Below are 16,238 nucleotides of genomic sequence, written 5' to 3' on the forward strand. Positions count from 1 at the left end.
CGCCAGGCTCACGCCCATCAGCATTTCAACGTTGCCGGCGGCATCAGTTCTCTGCGGATCGCGACTCCACTCGTCGGGACTCGTGGTAGGGACCCGTAGGGACAGGGGGACGACCTCAGCTACCCCCTCGCTCCACCGATGACCGGATCGGTCCGCACCCGGACCCGATGTGGCCTGGCCCGGACTCTCCCGCGCGGCCCAGGCTTGGGGCATGACCCGAGCGCTGATCGTCATTGATGTCCAGGAGTCCTTCCGGGCCCGTCCGCTGTGGGAGACCACCTCTGACCTGAAGATCGCCGACCAGGTGAACCGTCTGGTCCGGCTCTCCCGTCAGGCCGGGGACCTGGTCGTATGGGTGCTGCACTCCGAGCCGGGCAGCGGGGATGTCTTCGACCCGGCCCTCGGCCATGTCCGGCTCATGGAGGAGCTGGAGCGGGCGGACGGGGAACCACTGATCCACAAGACCTCGCACAACGCCTTCACCACCACCAACCTGCAGCAACTGCTCACCGAGCGTGGCGTCAGCGAACTCACGGTCTGCGGCATCCGTACCGAGCAGTGCGTGGAGACCACCACCCGCGTCGCCGGCGACTTCGGCTACCAGGTCACGTTCGTCACCGACGCGACCGCGACCAATCCCATCCCCCACCGCGACGCCCCCGCCGAGCAGAGCGTCGCCGAGCTGCTGGCCGACCCGCGCACGCTGCCCGCCGAAGAGGTCATCAGGCGGACCGAGTACGCCCTGGCCGGACGCTTCGCCACCATCGCGACCGTCGACCAGCTGGAGGCCGAGGCGGAGCGTAGGGCATGATGACCGAATCGTGAGCCACATCGTCTTCTTCCTGGTGCCCGGAGTCCATCTGCTGGACCTGGCAGGACCCGCGCAGGTCTTCTCGACGGCCGCCGACTTCGGGCACCCCTACGCGCTTTCCTACGTCGCCGAGCGGGCGCAGATCTCCACCGCGCAGGGGCTGCCGCTGGTGGCGGGGCTGGACTGGCCCGAGCTCGGGCCCGAGGACCTGATCGTGGTGCCCGGCTGGCGGGCGGCGACCCTGGCCGACAGTCCGGCCATCGGTGCCGCCTCCCTCCAGGTCCTGCGGGACCACCACGCCAGAGGCGGGACGGTGGCCAGCGTGTGTGCCGGAGCCGAGGCTCTCGGCCAGGCCCGCCTGCTGGACGGCCGCCGCTGCACCACCCACCACGACGTGCAGGACGAGCTGGCCGTGCGCCACCCCGCGGCAGTGGTCGTCCGCGACGTCCTGTTCACCGCCGACGACCGGGTGATCACCTCGGCCGGTATCGCCAGCGGTATCGACCTGGCTCTGCACCTGGTCGCCACCCGGCAGGGCCCGGCCGTCGCCGCGCAGGTGGCCCGCGACATGGTCGTCTACGCCCGCCGCAACGGCCATGAGCCGCAGTCCAGCGCGATGCTCAGGAACCGCTCCCACCTCCACGACACCGTGCACCGGGCCCAGGACCTCATCGACGCCCGCTTCGACCAGCCGCTCCCGCTCCCCGCCCTGGCTTCGGCCGTCGGCGTGAGCGAACGGACCCTGACCCGCCTCTTCAGCCGCGCCACGGGACTCACCCCACTGCGCTACCAGCAGGCCCTGCGCCTCGAACGTGCCCAGCACCTCATCAGCCACGGCGCGACAACCGACGCCGCCGCCCGCTCAGTCGGCTTCGAGGACCCCCGCATGCTGCGCCGCCTCCGCGCCCGCGCCGCCTGACAACAACCCCGGTTCCGGGGATTCCTCATGCCCTTCGGTCACACTCCCCCTCCGCGCTTCGTCAGAAAGGCAACAGCGCAGAGGATTCCGAGGAGACCGGATCATGGACGCACGCAGGAAGTTCGCAGTCGCCGGAGCGACCGGACGGGTGGGACAGCACGTCGTCGAGCTGCTCACGGCGCAGGGCCACGAGGTCGTGGCGATGTCCCGTTCAGGCGGCGTGGACGTAGTCACCGGAATGGGCTTAAGCCGTTGCCCTGGGACTCCAGCGTCCAGAGCTGGTTGCCGTTGCCGTTGCACTCGTACTGCTCGATGCCTTGGTTGTTGGAACTGCTGTTCTCCGGTACGTCCAGGCATTTGACGCTGCGACTGTTGATCACGAGGGTGTACACCGCCTGGGTCTGTGCGGGAGCGGCGTTGGCGCCGGCACCCGAGAGCGCGACCAGGCTCAGGCCGAATGCCGCGGCGAGGGCGACACGGCCGACTGACTTCTTTCCCGTACGGATCATGTTCACGGCCACTGGATCATCCTCCAGTTGTGAGAAGTGGCTCTGGATCGGACCGACAGAGCAGGAGTGGAGGCCGCTCCGCCTCACGCCTCACAGAAGCTCTTAGGATCTCCGGCGTCGGCGGTGCACGTGTCCGTGTTGGCGCCCCCGTCGAGGGAGTCGTTGCCGAAAATGTTGTCCACGCCGTTGAGGGTGTCGTTCCCGGGGCCGCCGATGAGGGTGTCGGAGCCGACGCCGCCGATGCTCTGGACGAGGTCGCCTTGGAGCGTGTCGTTGCCAGCCCCGCCGACCAGCCGGTCGTTGCCCCCGGAGCCGAGCATGGTGTCGTTCAAGGCGCTCCCGGTGATCGTGTCGCCGAACTGGCTGCCGTAGATGGCCTCCACGTCGGTGAGGACGTTGTCGCCCTCCACGCCGACGCCGTCGTCGGCGGAGTTGTCGAAGTCGACGACCACGCCCGAGGTGCTCTCCAGGTAGCTGACGATGTCGAACCCGCCTCCGCCGCGGAGCGTGTCTGCGCCGGGCCCACCGACGAGGAGGTCGCTCACGGGGCCGCCGTTCACCGTGTCGTTGCCCGCCCCGCCGTTGAGGACGTTGGTGTTGCCCTGGGTGGAGCCGCCGTTGATGGTGTCGCCGCCCGATTCCCCGTTCAGTTCCCCGCGGACTGCGGCGGTCTTGGTGATGGTGTCGTTGCCGTCCCCGGCGTTGACCACGACCGAGGCGCGGATGAGATCGATCGAACAGGCCACCGACCCGTCGACCTGGACCGCACAACCGGTGCCGGCCGTCAGGGTGTCGGCGGTGTCCTGGATGAAGACGACACTCCCCGACAGGCTGACCATGATGTTGTTCGCGCGGCCCGCTGCCGCGTTCACGACCACGTTGTCGCCGCTCCTGAAAACTCCGGTGGCCGCGTTCGCCGACCCTCCGGTCAGGGATACCGCGGAACCTGCCATCGCGGCGACCACCATGATCCGTAACAACGCGTTTCTGCCCATCGACTGCCCCTCCGTTGAGTTTTCCGCAACCGCCGTTCGGTCGCGGGCCGGCACTCTCCTGAGCCCATGACCGGCGCTTCCATGAATGAGAATGCAGGTGCCGCGGTGGGATGGCGTGAGTAGTCGGTACTCAACCGCCGGTCGCGGTCTACGACCGGCCGTGCTGGTGATCCGGACGTGGGACGGGTGACGGTGTCCTCAGGGTCTTGGCCAGTTCGCGCCGGGTGGTGACGCCGAGTTTGGCGTAGGCGCGGTGGAGGTGGTTGTCGACGGTGCGCACCGAGAGAGCGAGGGCGTCGGCGATGTCCTTGCTGGCGTTGCCGAGCGCCGCGAGCAGGGCTATCTCGCGTTCGCGGTCGGTGAGTGGAGCGGTGGACTCGGCGGTGGTCAGCAGTGGTGTGCGGGCGCCTTCGCAGCGGGCCGGTGCCGCTGCGGCCCGGTGGGCAGCAGCCGAGGCGCGGCGGGCCTGGTGTGCCCGGCGCCAGGCGGCCGCTGCGGCGGTGGCCGCCTCTGCGGCGAGCAAGTCCGCGCCGACGGCCTGGCAGGCGTCGGCGGCCTGGAGGAGTTGGTCGGGGTCGTCGGCTGCGAGCGCGGCGGCCAGTTGGGCCCGGGCGGGGGCGAGTGCCCCGTCGCATCTCTCTGCGAGTGCGGTCAGCCGGTCCGTGACCTCCTTCGCTCCGCCGAGACGGGCCACATCGGTCAGCAGCAGTGCCTCGCCGGTCAGGTGGCCGGTCGAGCGGGCGGCAAGGGCGGCGGCCGTGAGTACGGCCCGTGCCCGGCCCAGGTGTCCGCGAGCGGCCAACAGCCATGCTTCGCCCAGGCGTTCCTCCCCTGCCGACACCAGGCCCGGTGCCAGCGGCGGCAGGGTGCGGTGTTCGGCCAGCGACGCTTCGGCCGCGTCCAGGTCTCCCAGTACGGCCGCACATGCGGCGAGGCCGGCGAGCACCGGGCGCAGGGCCATGGTGTGGTCGAAGGAACGGGCCAGGGCGGCGGCCTCGGCCCACCAGCGGCGGGCGGTCGCCGGCCTGCCGGCCGGCCACTCCGTACGTCCGAGGAAGACCGCCAGCCAGACCCGTACGACAGAATCGGCGACGACCAGTTCGGCGTAGGTGCGCTCGCCCTCGCGGCGGGCTTCGTCCGGGAGGCCGGCTTCGGTGAGGGCGAGGACGAGGACGAGCGGGATGCGCTGGACGGCGGGATGGGAGACGAGGGCGTGTTCGTCGACCTTCCGGTGGCCGGCGTGGGCGCGCTCCGCCCAGGTCACGGCCTCGCCGGTGCGGCCCACCAGTGCCAGCGCGAAGGGCTTCATCCAGGCACCTCGAAGCCAGACGTCGACGTCGGGTGCGTCACCGACGTCGGTCTCCACGTCGTCCAGCAGGGCCAGCCCCTGGGCCGGCAGGCCGGCGACTATTCGCATGAAGCCCTCATTGATCCGCAGCTTGCGGCGGCCCTCGGCGCTGGTGATCCGGTCCAGGGCGGCGTCGTTGACCGCGAGTGCCGCGGAGAGGCGGGCGTTGCTCCACAGCAGGTTCAGCGTCCGGACCAGAGCGACCGCCAGTTTGTCCGGCTCACCGATCGCCACGGCGTCGGCCTCGGCGATGGCCGCCTCGGCCTGGTCCCAGCGGCCCATCTCGAAGAAGGCATGGCCGAGTATCAGGCCGGTGGCCGTGGTGAGGTGCTTTACGGGAAGGGCCTCCAGGAGAGCGACGATCTGGGGGTAGTCGTGCGCGTGGCGAGCCAGTAGGGCGGCCTGCGTGAGAAGGGTGGGGTCGGCGGTGCCGGTGGCGGCCAGCCGCCAGGTGGCGATGCGCAGCAGGTCGCCGCGGCGGCGTGCGCCGCGGGCCTCGACGCGTGCGGCCTGGTCCAGCAACAGGGCCCGGCGGCGCAGGACCGGGAGACCGGCTCGCAGTACCTCACCGTACAGCGGGTGGGCCAGGGACACGGCGGTGCGCCGCCGGTCCTGCATGATGCGGATCAGTCCGGCCTGTTCCAAGGCCGCCATCACCTGCGGCGGGGCCAGGTCCTCGGCATCGGCCAGGGTCAACGGCTCGCACAGCGCCAGCAGTTCCAGTACGGGGCGTCCTGCGGAATCCGCGGTGGCCAGCCGGCTGCCGATCACTTCGGTCAGCCGCGCGGTGGCCGGCAGTCGGCCTTCGGCCAGGTGCCAGATCTCCCCGTCCTCGGTCAGGTCCCCGGCGGTCAGTGCGCCCAGGACCAGTTCACGCAGGTACAGCACGTTGCCGCCGCTGGCAGCAGACAACTCGTGCAGACTGCGCCGGGCGACCGCGCCGCCGAGCGCGGCCTGGAGCAGCGCCTCGATCTGCTCCGGGCTCAGTACGGTCAGGTCGACCCGGCGCACCGCGTCTCCGCCCCGCAGCGCCGTGACGGCCTTCCCGTACGGCTCACCGCTGCGGACGGTGCCGATCAGCAGGAGCACGCCGGTGTCCATCAGTTGCCGCAGCAGCACCGCCGAGGCCGAGTCCAGCAGATGCATGTCGTCGACCAGCAGCACCCATCTTCGCCGCCCCGGCCCGGCGGCCAGCCGCTCGGCGACCGCGGCGAACCCGGCCACCGGGTCCGACAGATCCACCCCCGCGGGCAACAGATGGGCGATCGCCCCCAGCGGCACCGCACCCGCCGCGGCACTCGCCGTGGCCCGGCCCACCCGGAATCCCACCGCCGAAGCCCGGCCCAGGCACTCCTCGGCCAGCCGGGACTTGCCCACCCCGGCCGACCCGCCCACCACGAACCCCCGGCACTCCCGGTCCGCCAGTGCCGCGGCGAAGGAGTCCAACTCCTCCTCGCGGCCCACCAACGGCCAACGCCCCACCCGATCCCGCACCACGGCCCCCCCGGCAGGGCACGGCATGCGATCACCCTCGACGGGCCCCCGGCCGTACTCCACGCACTCAGCACGTGCACGATTCGCTTGACGCCAAGTGAGTCTGGGAACGCCCTGCGGAGGGGGCCAACCGGCTCTCCGACGCTTCTCCGAGTCGGTCTACGTGGTTGACGTGGTTGTCTTCTCCACGAGGGGAGCCATGCCCCCTACCCCCACTCGGTATAGCCGTTCACATGCTCGAAGCAGCTGATCGTCTTGGGCCCCGCTATTCCGTCCACGCCTCCCGCGCACCAGGAGTACTGCTGGGAGCCCTGGATTCGCGTGGTCCAGTCCCTGGTGCGGGGACCGAAGATGCCGTCGACAGTGAGCACCTGGCCATAGCGGCGGTTGATCTGCCTCTGCCACGACGTCACGCAGAAGTCGTTCATGCCGTACGAGAGGTTGTACTCAGGCACCAGGTAGTGCCCACTCCCGGGGATGAGTGGATTGTCGTAGCTCGTGATGTAGCACGCGCCGGGAGAGGCTTCGGCCGGAGCGGCGACGAGTAGCGAGGCGGCGGCCAGTGCGGCCGTCATGCATGATGCGGCAATTCGCCGGGCGTGGATCATAGGTGTGTGTCCTCCGTTGCTCGTCTGCCGCTGCTGCGGCGGCAGAGGTGCAGGGCAATTGATCAGAGCTCCCGGAAGAATCAACTCCCCTTGTTTCAGGGGGCTTTGCAACTCGGGTGAAGGAGAGTACTATGCACGCCCGTCGGCGTCGCCGCACTGGAGCGGCTCGACAGGAACACCTCGGTCCGACGTGTGGTCACCCGCCCTCGGGCAGGTGACCACTGGTCAGCAGACACCTACTCCGGCTGTGTCACCGTCAGCGCCCACCGAAGGGACTCCGTGGAAGCGTCGACGGCCACGAAGAAGGAGCCCGGACGAACCACACCGGCCTCCATGGTCACCGAGCCCACTCCGGCAGCCCCTGACGGACAATCAACCGAGAACGCGGCAACCTCCACCTGCTGCGACTCCATCGTCACCCGCACGCTGCCGCCACCCTCGCAGGCCACGGTGAGGACGGTCGGCAGCCCCTCCCACGCGCCGCCCGACGCGACGCCTCCATCTCCCACGCGTTCCTCCACCCACACCAGGCCCTCCGGACCAGGGTGGGGCAACAAGACATCGGTCGACGCGGTGGCAGGGCCCGCCACCACACCCGTAAGCCCTGACGCCGCCAGCGCCGTCACGGCCAGAGCTTTCCTCGTCCGTCTCACGTTCGCTCCTTCTGGATTGGTCATGGACACCACAGTCTGTCCCGGCGCCTGACCGCGCACATGAGTTCCCGTACTCAAGGTCACTGCGACGTGGTCGTCCTCCGCGGCGGTACGGACGGCGGGTCCGTCGGTGTCCACTGCAGAAGGAAGCGCAGTGCTTCCTGGGAGGCGGAGTCGGACGCGGTGTAGGCCACCAACAGCTGGTCGGGGTGGGTGTCGACGGAGAACTGCTGAACGTCGAGGGTCACGGTGCCCGCGACCGGGTGGTGGTAGGTCTTGGTGAGCTGCCTCGGCCCGCGCACCTGGTGGCCGGCCCACCAGGTGCGGAAGTCAGCGTCGTGGACACTGAGTTCACCGACCAGGGCGGTCAGGGTCCGGTCGTCGGGGCGGCAGCCCGCCTCCATCCGCAGGACGGCGACGCACTCGCGTGCGGCGCGCGCCCAGTCCGCGTACAGGGCGCGGAAGGAGTCGTCGAGGAAGGTCAGCCGGATCAGGTTGCGCTCGGCCGGCGGCAGCGTGCCGAAGTCGGTCAGCAGGGCGGCCGCTCCCCGGTTCCAGGCCAGCACGTCCATACGCCGATGCAGCACCATCGCGGGAACGTCGTGCATGCCCTCCAGCAGGCTCCGCAGCCGTGGGGCGACCTCCGGCCTGCCCGAGGGCCGTGGCCGGGCGCTGGGGCTCAGATCGGCCAGGGTGAACAGGTAGGAGCGTTCGTCCGGGGCGAGCCGCAGCGCGTCGGCGAGCGCGTCCAGGACCGGGCGGGAGACGCGGCGCGTGCGGCCCTGTTCCAGCCTGACGACGTAGTCCACGCTCACATGCGCGAGCTGGGCCAGCTCCTCCCGGCGCAGCCCCGGAACGCGGCGCAGGCGTCCGTCGTCCGGCAGACCGAAGCTGTGCGGGTCGAGGGCCGCGCGGCGGGCGCGCAGAAAGCCGCCCAGCTCGTTGCCGTCGGAAGGATTGCCAGGGTCTTCCATGACTCCAGTGTCCGCAGGATTGCTGCCGCGTGCCTGGTACTGGTCTGCATAGGCAGCACCGTCCCTGGCACCTGCCGCCGGGCGGCATGACGGTGGTGGACGCGGTCGGCGGATTCCGGGCGGCTGCCGGAGCTCGCCACCGATGCGAGCCCGCCCCTCTGCGCGGCTGGAGATCACCATCATGAGGACGGACATCATGAAGACAGACATCACGAGGACGGACGTCACCTTCCTCAGCGCCGGCCCGAAGCTCGCCGGCCACCTCTACGCCCCTGGAGACAGCCCCGGAGACAACCCCTCTGGCGAAGCCGCCGGAGCCCGCCCTGCCATCGTGGTGGGACATCCCGGCAGCGGTGTGAAGGAGCAGGCCGCCGGGCTGTACGCGCGGCGCCTCGCCGAGCTGGGCTTCGTCACTCTCGCGTACGACGCCGCCTTTCAGGGTGAGAGCGAGGGCACCCCGCGTGGCCTGGAGGACCCGGCCCACCGGGTCGAGGACATCAAGGCCGCGGTGTCGTACCTGGCGACACGCGACGAGGTCGACGCCGACCGGATCGGGGCCCTGGGCATCTGCGCCTCCGGCGGGTACGCGCTGTCGGCCGCCGCCACCGACCATCGCATCAAGGCCGTCGGCACCGTCAGTGGCGTCGACATCGCCCGCCAGTTCCGGCTGGGTGCCGACGGCACGCAGGACCCCGCCGTCATCCAGGGCATGCTCGACGCGGCCGCCGCCGCGCGTACCGCCGAGGCTCTCGGTGAGGGCGTCCAGAGCTTCCAGCTCTTCCCCGACACCGCTGAGCAGGCCCTCGCCCTGGGCGGCCGGCACGCCGCCGACGGCTTCGAGTACTACTGCACGGACCGCGCCCAGCACTCGCGCTCGGCGAAGTCCCTCACCTGGTCCAGCGTCGACCGCATGGTCTCCTTCGACGCCTTCGGCTTCGTCGACCTGATCGCGCCGCGCCCGCTGTTGATGATCGTCGGACGTGAGGCGGTGACCTCCTGGATGAGCGTCGAGGCGTTCCAGAAGGCCCGCGGCCCGAAGGAACTCCACTGGATCGAAGGCGCCCGCCACGTCGACCTGTACGACAAGGACGAGTACGTCACGCCCGCCATCACCGAGTTGGCCGGCTTCTTCCACACCCGGCCGGCCCGGACGTCCCAGAGCGGCGCCCACTCCGGGGACCGCGCACGGCCGACCGGGCCGGCAGGACCCGTGTGACCGAATGTGCCCCCTTGCCCGGGCAGTTGGGCTCCATCACTGTCGTTGGGCACCGCCGTTCGCCTGATGACCGCTCACCGTCGGAGATCCCCATGCTGCGGGTGCACTTCACGGCCGACGACATCGCACGTGTACGTGTCGCCGCAGCCCCCGACCCCCTGTGGGAGATCGTCAACAGCTTCCAGGCGCTGATCAGGGAGGAGAACGCTCTGGCGTTCGGCGAGTGGCGGCGCATCGTGCGGCCACGACTGGGTCCGGCGGACGGGCTGCTCGCCGCGCTGCTGCCGCCCCGCGGCTACTTCCCGGACTTCCTCACGCCCGACCTGGGCGGCTCCCTCGGGCTGGAGAGCGCGGTCGACACCGTGCTCGGCACGCCCCGGGCCGACCTGCGCGGCGATCTGGCCAGGCTCGTCGCCTCCCCGGCCCGGCCGAGACCGCTGCCTGCCGAGGCCCGTGCTCTCGCCGAGGGCACTCTCGAAGCCGTGCAACGGCTGGGCGCCGCGCTGCACGGGTACCACCGGCGAGCGCTCGCCGCCTTCTGGCCGCACATCCGGGCGCAGGTGGACGCCGACCGTGCCGTACGCGCCCGGGCGGTGCTGGGAGGCGGAACCGATGGGCTGCTGGCGAGCCTCCGGCCCGTACTGCGGTGGCAGCCGCCGGTACTTGAGGCCGACTACCCGGTCGACCACGAACTGCGGCTCGATGGACGGGGGTTACTGCTGCAACCGTCCTTCTTCTGTTCCCGACGACCCGTCACTCTCGCCGTACCAGCCCCCGACCGCACACCGGTCCTCGTCTACCCGATCCAGCACACGCCCGGCTGGGCGCTGATGCCCGGCGCCACGGGCCGGGACGGGGGACTGGGCGCGCTGCTCGGGCGTACCCGGGCCGCCATCCTGCAGGACGTCGTGACCGGACGTACGACCGGTGAACTCGCGGAGCGGATCGGCATTTCCGGGGCGGCGGTGAGCCAGCACACGGGCGTGCTGCGACAGGCCGGACTGCTGCTGAGCGTGCGCCGCAGCAAGCACGTGCTGCACACGATCACACCCGCGGGGCTCGTCCTCCTTGAGGGCGCACCGCACACACCGCACACGCCGTTCGACCCCTGACAACTGACGACTGACGCCTCATGCCTGCCCCTTGGCACCAGGCGCGAGACGCCTGAGAGGCGGCTTCCGTTTAAGCCACGGCTTCAACGTGTGGCGGCCACGCGCCGGCCGACGACAGCCTGGCACCACGAACGGGGCCACACCGCCACCGGGTGCCTCGTATGTCGCGTCCTGAACAGGGGGATCAACCGAATGCGCAGAATGGATAGCGTGCACGGAGTGCGTGCCAGGCGCTCCGTCCTCGGCCTCGTCGGTGCCTTGGCTCTGATGCTGGCGGCTGTGTTCACCGCCGGCCCGGCCCAGGCAGCCGTCGCCTCGGACGACAGCGCGGTCGGCCGGGTCCTGACCGCGCCACCGGCGCCGCAGGACGCACAGTCGGCGTCGACCCGGTCGGCGGCCGCGAACTCGCCGAGCGTCTCACCGTCCGCCAGGTCCATCCACGTGGCACCCGGCGGCACGTTCAGTTGCCCCAGCGGAAACCTCTGCACGGAGGTCTGGGATCCCACGACGGGCAGCTGGGAGATCTTCTTCCTCTACTCCTGCAACCGGTACTCCGTGTCGTACTGGGACGGCGCCGGCTACTACTACGACTTCCAGACCGGAGGCGTCACCTCGTACTTCTACGGCCAGAGCGGCAACGTCCTCCACTCCTTCAGGCCCGACTCGGCCCTGCACTCCTACACCTGGACCCCCGTCTGGAGCATCCGCAACTGCTGAGCGCGGGTCGCGATGACGTCCGCCCCGGTGCGGCACTCTCCTGAGTGCGGCGCCGGGGCGGACGTATCAGAACCGGAACCCTCCGGCGACGAGTTACTCGTCGTTCACCCAGCGCATGAGCCGTTGCAGCGGATAGAAGCCGTCGTGGGAGAGGCCGGGTGGCATACCGCCCGCCCTCCCGAGCGACACCACGCGCTGGACGCCGGCGCAGGCGAGGGCGTCGCGCAGTTCCGGCTTGCGGGTATCGGGGTACACGCCGACCGTCTGGGTGGCGACCCCGGCGTGCGTGACGGCGTCGGTGAGCGCGGCGACCGGGACGACGTTGACGATCTTTCCGTCCGGGTGGAAGTCGACCGGTTCCGGTGAGCGTATGACGAGACCTCGGCCGTCGTACGCGCCCCACACCCGGTACTCGGGGGCGAGGGACCGCAGTACGTCGATCTCCTCGCGGAGTTCCCCGGCGACCCGTGGGCCGTCAGCCGAGCTGAACTCCCGGGCGACGCCGAGGCGTTCGCAGAGCAGCGCGGCGTAGCGGTCGGCGTCCTGTTCGGAGCCCTCGACGAACTGGAAGCGGCTGGCCACGCACGCCTGCTGGTTGAAGAACGTGGCGTCCGAGGCGGCCTCCTCCACTGCCTGTCGCAGAGTCTCCTCGGAGGCGAAGGCCTCGCGGCCGATCACCGAGATGGAGGTCTTGGGATCGAAGGAGACGAGCTCGAAGCCGGGTCCGACGTACTTCAGGGCCCCGCGGATCGTGGCCTCGCCGCCCCAGGCGACCAGCTTGTCGAAGAACTGCGGACGGAACAGCACGCTCTCCACCGTCTCGTCGCCGCCCCTCCAGTACACCGCGGAGAACGAGCGCGCGACGGGGTGACCGGGTGCCACCGAGGCCATCGTGCGCAGGATCGCGGTCGCGGTGAACAGGTCGTTCGAGGGCAGCTTGAGGAGGTTGACGCCCTTGGTGAGGGCGCCGCGTACGACGGACATCGCCGCCACGCCGGGCGCGTTGCCCGCGATGATGTGCACCAGGCGCGGCGGAAAGGCGCGCGTGGCGGCGATCCGGCCCTCGGGCAGCCGCACCTCGCGCCAGCCGTCGAGCACGTCCGCTCCGCCGAGTTCGTGGTCGATCTGGGCGTGCAGACTGGTCCGCTGGAAGCTGCGCCACAGCACGGCGTAGGCGCGTTCGAGCACCTCGGCGGGGAGCGGGCTGATCCGGACCATGCGTTCCAGCGCTTCGGCGAGCAGCCCTTCCCGGTCGGCCTTGAGCGCCTCACCGGTCTCCACCAGCAGGTCGACGATCTCCGCGCTGGGCACGTCGAAGGCGGGTCCGGGTTCGGTGCGGGACCACACCAGGCGGTCCAGATCGAGCGCCGGTGCCGTGAAGGCCGAGGCTCCGCGGCCGTGGCCGACGGGCGGGGCCTGGTCGACCTCGCCCCGCACGACGTGCACCACCGCCGTCTCCACCGAGGGTTCGCCCTGCAGCGTCGTACCGCTCATCCGTGGATCATTCCCCTCACATAGGAGTCGAGTGTCGCCGCGCAGGTGATCTTGTCGTCGCCGCCGAGGTCTCCGAAGCGCTGGATGTCCGGCAGGACGGCCGGGCCCGATCTGCCGCACTCGCACGGTGAGAAGTCCACGAAGACCCGGTCGCCGCTGATCAGTCCGCCCCAGCGGCCTTCCAGGGAGACGTCCAGGAAGGCGAACCGCCCTTCCACGACGCCGTGTTCGGGGTTCAGCAGCTTCTCGCCCGCCTGGTCGAGCACCAGCGGGATCACCCACGGCGGCACGTGGTAGTTGCCCTTCTCGCAGGCGAGGCAGGAGCCCTGAAACTCCGTCATGCCGTAGCTGCGTACCCGCCGTACGCCCTGGTAGAAGGCGGCGAACTGCTGCTGGTAGTCGTCGGGCAGCGCGCGGCCCTTGTTGCCGCCGCCGCTGAGCACCAGCGTGTCCGGGTGGAGGCCGCCGTCGGGTACGCCTCGGGCGCGCAGGCCCTGGATCAGGGTGAACTGCTGGTTGTTCATCCCGGCGATCAGCAACGGTTCGTCGCGGTGGGCGGCGATGTCGTCGACGATCCGGGCCATGGCCGCGCCCAGTTCCTCCTCCCGTGAGCCGGAAGCGGACTCGAAGGAGCTGATCTCCTGCGGGGTCGCGATGCCCTCCGCCATCCGCCGGCGCAGCAGCGCGCTGCTCATCAGCTCGGACACCCGCATGGGGTCCTCGGTGAGCAGCCGGGTCTCGCCGGGCAGTGCGAAGACGTCCGCGTGCCAGCGGAAGCCGTCGATGGAGCGCATCGGTCCGCTCGCCGGAGCGAGCAGGTAGCCGCGGCGGACGGGATTCGGCGGCAGGGGGTCGGGCCAGCAGGTGAGGTGCTCCAGGATGTCGTGCAGGAACCGGAGGTCGGTGCCGTCGCAGTTGAGGAAGGAGACCTTCCCGGACGTGCCGCTGGTGATGTAGGGGCGGTGGCCGGCGGCGGTGATGCGTTCGGTCCACTCGTCGATGTCACGTACGCCGTCGACGTCGACCTCGTCCGGTTCGACCACCGACACGGTCGAGTACCAGCGCAGGAGCCGGTCCCAGCGGCCGGCGGTGATGAGGGAGACGGGGTACGACTTGTAGCTGGTGTGCGAGAAGAGGAGGGGCACGAGGTCGTCGAGGCCGGTGACCTCGCGTACGCCGGTCTCCTCCGCCCGGGTGCGCAGCAGCGGGATGCGCTCGCGGTGGGCGGCGAAGGCCTCCCGCGCGGCCTCCAGTTGCAGCTCCGCCATGTCTTCGGCGGATTGGTCGAAGGTGTCGCCGGACCGGACCAGGGATCGGATCTGCTCGCGTGCGCTTGCCACAGCACCTACCTCAATCCGTTGTCACAGTTGCCTTGTGCGCGAGGTAGGACGACTCGATCTCGTCCAGGTTCGCGCGCAGTTCCTTCGGGGTCCCGGTCATGACGATCCGGCCGCGGCGCAGCACGTACACGCGGTCGGCGATGTCCAGCACCTTGCGCACGTGCTGTTCGACCAGCAGGGCGCCGAGCCCGCGGTCGGCCGCCTCGCGCACCGCGCGCAGGAGGCGGTCGACCACGAGTGGTGCGAGACCGAGCGAGAGCTCGTCGGCGAGGAGCAGCTTGGGCGTACGGCACAGAGCCCGCGCGAGCGACAGCATCTGCTGCTCTCCGCCCGACAGCATTCCGGCACCGGTCCTGAGCCGCTTCTCCAGCTCGGGGAAGAGCGCGAGGGCCTGGTCCGTCGTCACCCGGCCCACGCGCAGGTTGTCGGCGGTGTCGAGACGGGTGAAGACCGCCCGCTCACCGACGTAGGCCAGCCCCTGGCGGGCGCGGCGGTGCAGTGGTGCGTGGCCGGTGCCGCCCAGCCAGCGCACCTCGCCGCTCATCGGGGCCAGTTCTCCCGACAGCACCCGCAGGGTCGTGCTCTTGCCCGCGCCGTTGGGCCCGAGCAGAGCGACGACCTCACCGGGGCGGACCTCGATGTCGAGGTCGCGCAGTACGGGCACGGTGCCGTAGCCGGCGGACAGTGCGCGGGCTTCGATCAAGGGCTGTCCGGTGTCGTGCACGGACGTTCTCCTTCCTCGGGCTCCAGGGCTCTCGTATGCCGGAGGTCAGCCGGCCGAGCCGCCTGTCAGCACCTTCCGGACGTCGATGAAGGTCGACCCGGACTTGGCCCACTCGATCTTTCCGTCGCGCATGGTCAGTTCGGTGGCGGTGGTGTTGTGTATGCGGTTCAGGCCCTTGATCGGCAGGGCCGTCGACTCCGCCCAGGTCAGCGGTGGGGTCAGGCCACCGGTGTCGATGCCCTTCGTCGTGTTGAGCTCCTCGACCAGGGCCTTGGCCGAGATCGTCGGCAGCTTCTTGGCGGCTTCGGTGAAGACCTTGAACGCCACCCAGGCCGTCGCGTTGGCGCCGTTCGACGTGTCGAGGCCCTCGCCCTTGGTGGCTTCGACGAAGTCCTTCCAGGCCGGGTCTGAGGTCGGCGGGTAGTAGCCGGTGATCGCGGCGCCGTTCAGCGGGCTACTGGCGCCGCCGGTGCTCTCGGCGAGTTCCGGGGTGAGGTTGCCGACGACGCTGCCCAGTTCGGTCTTGGCGCCGGACTGCACATACGACTTCACGAACAGGTCCGAGTGCGTGCCCAGGATGACGCTCACGCAGTCGGTGCCCTTGGTCGCCGCGGCGACCTGCGGGGCGAGGTCCGTGGCGGTGAGCGGCACCTTGAGGTCCTTGGGCGGCGCTCCTTCGGCGGCGGTCACGCCGAGCGCGAGGAACTTCGAGACGGTGTCGGCGGCCGCGACGTCGTACCGGACGCCGGAGATCTTCTTGCAGCCCTCGTCGACCAGTTGCTTGCCGTGTGCGGCGAACACCACGGGGGTGCCGCCGTTGACCGGGAAGGACATCGGGCTGGAGAACTCAGCCGCCGAGACGCCCGTCCCGCCGAGGTAGGGGATGCCTGCCTTCTCCAGGATCGGCATGTAGCGGTCTCCGGCGAGGCTGTACGAGCCGACGACCGCGACCACCTTCTCGGCGACCGCCTTCTGGGCGCAGTTCTCGGCCTCGTCGGCGTCGTTCTTCTCGTTGCAGGTGAGGACCTTCAGCGGGCCCCCCTTGATGCCGCCGTTGTCGTTGATCCACTTCTCGTAGGCCTGGGCCGTCTGCCGGACCCCGGGCTGTGCGCTGCCCTGGGTGTTCTCCGGTGCCCAGACCATCACCTTGACCGTCGCGCCCTTCAGTGAGGACGTGTCGGACGAGCTGCTGGAGGCCTCTCCCCCACATCCGGCGGCCAGTAGGGCTCCGGTCACGGCGAGACAGCTCGCTGTGGCACTTCTACGTCGTCGTGAGTCGTTCATGGGTCCCTCCGCGGGGCTCGCGCCCGTCAATGGGCGACGT

Annotated in this window: 15 protein-coding genes; 5 read left to right on the forward strand and 10 right to left on the reverse strand. The window is 70.4% G+C overall.

Going from position 1 to position 16,238, the window contains the following annotated elements; translation table 11 throughout:
• Positions 1-211 precede the first annotated feature (211 nt).
• Both QF035_RS04525 and QF035_RS04530 read left to right on the forward strand, forming a co-directional pair.
• Complete coding sequence (locus QF035_RS04525; RefSeq protein WP_307518292.1) at positions 212-811, forward strand: isochorismatase family protein; 600 nt, start codon at positions 212-214, stop codon at positions 809-811.
• Between the two features lie 10 nt (positions 812-821).
• A complete protein-coding gene (locus QF035_RS04530) occupies positions 822-1,730 on the forward strand; it encodes a GlxA family transcriptional regulator (protein WP_307518293.1) in 909 nt (302 codons plus the stop codon).
• Positions 1,731-1,960: 230 nt separating this feature from the next.
• Here the strand turns inward: QF035_RS04530 and QF035_RS04535 are convergent, their stop codons facing one another.
• From QF035_RS04535 to QF035_RS04560, 6 genes are all read right to left on the reverse strand, one after another.
• Positions 1,961-2,251: an RICIN domain-containing protein gene (locus tag QF035_RS04535; protein WP_307518295.1), complete on the reverse strand. Its 291-nt coding sequence runs from the start codon at positions 2,249-2,251 to the stop codon at positions 1,961-1,963.
• A gap of 71 nt (positions 2,252-2,322) precedes the next feature.
• Entirely contained in the window at positions 2,323-3,234 is a 912-nt protein-coding gene (locus QF035_RS04540; RefSeq protein ID WP_307518296.1) for a calcium-binding protein, read from the reverse strand.
• A gap of 148 nt (positions 3,235-3,382) precedes the next feature.
• Complete coding sequence (locus QF035_RS04545) at positions 3,383-6,064, reverse strand: LuxR C-terminal-related transcriptional regulator (protein ID WP_307518297.1); 2,682 nt, start codon at positions 6,062-6,064, stop codon at positions 3,383-3,385.
• Positions 6,065-6,282: 218 nt separating this feature from the next.
• A complete protein-coding gene (locus tag QF035_RS04550; RefSeq protein ID WP_307518298.1) occupies positions 6,283-6,651 on the reverse strand; it encodes a peptidoglycan-binding domain-containing protein in 369 nt (122 codons plus the stop codon).
• 269 nt (positions 6,652-6,920) lie between these two features.
• Positions 6,921-7,337, reverse strand: a complete 417-nt coding sequence (locus tag QF035_RS04555) for a hypothetical protein (protein ID WP_307518299.1) — start codon at positions 7,335-7,337, stop codon at positions 6,921-6,923.
• Positions 7,338-7,417: 80 nt separating this feature from the next.
• Entirely contained in the window at positions 7,418-8,311 is an 894-nt protein-coding gene (locus QF035_RS04560) for a helix-turn-helix transcriptional regulator (protein WP_307518300.1), read from the reverse strand.
• A gap of 208 nt (positions 8,312-8,519) precedes the next feature.
• On the opposite strand from QF035_RS04560, the gene QF035_RS04565 reads away from it, so the two are divergent.
• From QF035_RS04565 to QF035_RS04575, 3 genes are all read left to right on the forward strand, one after another.
• Complete coding sequence (locus QF035_RS04565) at positions 8,520-9,527, forward strand: alpha/beta hydrolase (protein WP_307530891.1); 1,008 nt, start codon at positions 8,520-8,522, stop codon at positions 9,525-9,527.
• A 92-nt stretch (positions 9,528-9,619) separates the two neighbouring features.
• Entirely contained in the window at positions 9,620-10,639 is a 1,020-nt protein-coding gene (locus tag QF035_RS04570; RefSeq protein WP_307518302.1) for an ArsR/SmtB family transcription factor, read from the forward strand.
• A 210-nt stretch (positions 10,640-10,849) separates the two neighbouring features.
• Entirely contained in the window at positions 10,850-11,356 is a 507-nt protein-coding gene (locus QF035_RS04575; RefSeq protein ID WP_307518303.1) for a hypothetical protein, read from the forward strand.
• Between the two features lie 93 nt (positions 11,357-11,449).
• On the opposite strand, the gene QF035_RS04580 is transcribed toward QF035_RS04575, so the two are convergent.
• From QF035_RS04580 to QF035_RS04595, 4 genes are read right to left on the reverse strand one after another with little or no spacing between them, the layout of a single operon-like run.
• Complete coding sequence (locus QF035_RS04580) at positions 11,450-12,850, reverse strand: acyl-CoA reductase (protein WP_307518305.1); 1,401 nt, start codon at positions 12,848-12,850, stop codon at positions 11,450-11,452.
• On the reverse strand, positions 12,847-14,190 hold the full coding sequence (locus QF035_RS04585) for a hypothetical protein (protein ID WP_307518306.1): 1,344 nt from the start codon (positions 14,188-14,190) through the stop codon (positions 12,847-12,849). Before QF035_RS04585 ends, QF035_RS04580 begins: the two co-directional genes overlap by 4 nt.
• Positions 14,191-14,200: 10 nt before the next feature.
• On the reverse strand, positions 14,201-14,914 hold the full coding sequence (locus tag QF035_RS04590) for an ABC transporter ATP-binding protein (RefSeq protein ID WP_307518307.1): 714 nt from the start codon (positions 14,912-14,914) through the stop codon (positions 14,201-14,203).
• A gap of 45 nt (positions 14,915-14,959) precedes the next feature.
• Positions 14,960-16,150 carry an ABC transporter substrate-binding protein gene (locus QF035_RS04595; RefSeq protein WP_307518309.1) on the reverse strand — a complete coding sequence of 397 codons (1,191 nt, stop codon included), beginning with the start codon at positions 16,148-16,150 and terminating at the stop codon, positions 14,960-14,962.
• Between the last annotated feature and the right edge of the window lie 88 nt (positions 16,151-16,238).

Source organism: Streptomyces umbrinus (assembly GCF_030817415.1).
GTDB lineage: Bacteria > Actinomycetota > Actinomycetes > Streptomycetales > Streptomycetaceae > Streptomyces > Streptomyces umbrinus_A.

Excerpts from the sequence above, each read along its gene's own strand:
- QF035_RS04570 (WP_307518302.1), top strand. The coding sequence starts at position 9,620 with ATGCTGCGGGTGCACTTCACGGCCGACGACATCGCACGTGTACGTGTC.
- QF035_RS04540 (WP_307518296.1), bottom strand. The coding sequence starts at position 3,234 with ATGGGCAGAAACGCGTTGTTACGGATCATGGTGGTCGCCGCGATGGCA.
- QF035_RS04580 (WP_307518305.1), bottom strand. The coding sequence starts at position 12,850 with ATGAGCGGTACGACGCTGCAGGGCGAACCCTCGGTGGAGACGGCGGTG.
- QF035_RS04525 (WP_307518292.1), top strand. The coding sequence starts at position 212 with ATGACCCGAGCGCTGATCGTCATTGATGTCCAGGAGTCCTTCCGGGCC.
- QF035_RS04560 (WP_307518300.1), bottom strand. The coding sequence starts at position 8,311 with ATGGAAGACCCTGGCAATCCTTCCGACGGCAACGAGCTGGGCGGCTTT.
- QF035_RS04550 (WP_307518298.1), bottom strand. The coding sequence starts at position 6,651 with ATGACGGCCGCACTGGCCGCCGCCTCGCTACTCGTCGCCGCTCCGGCC.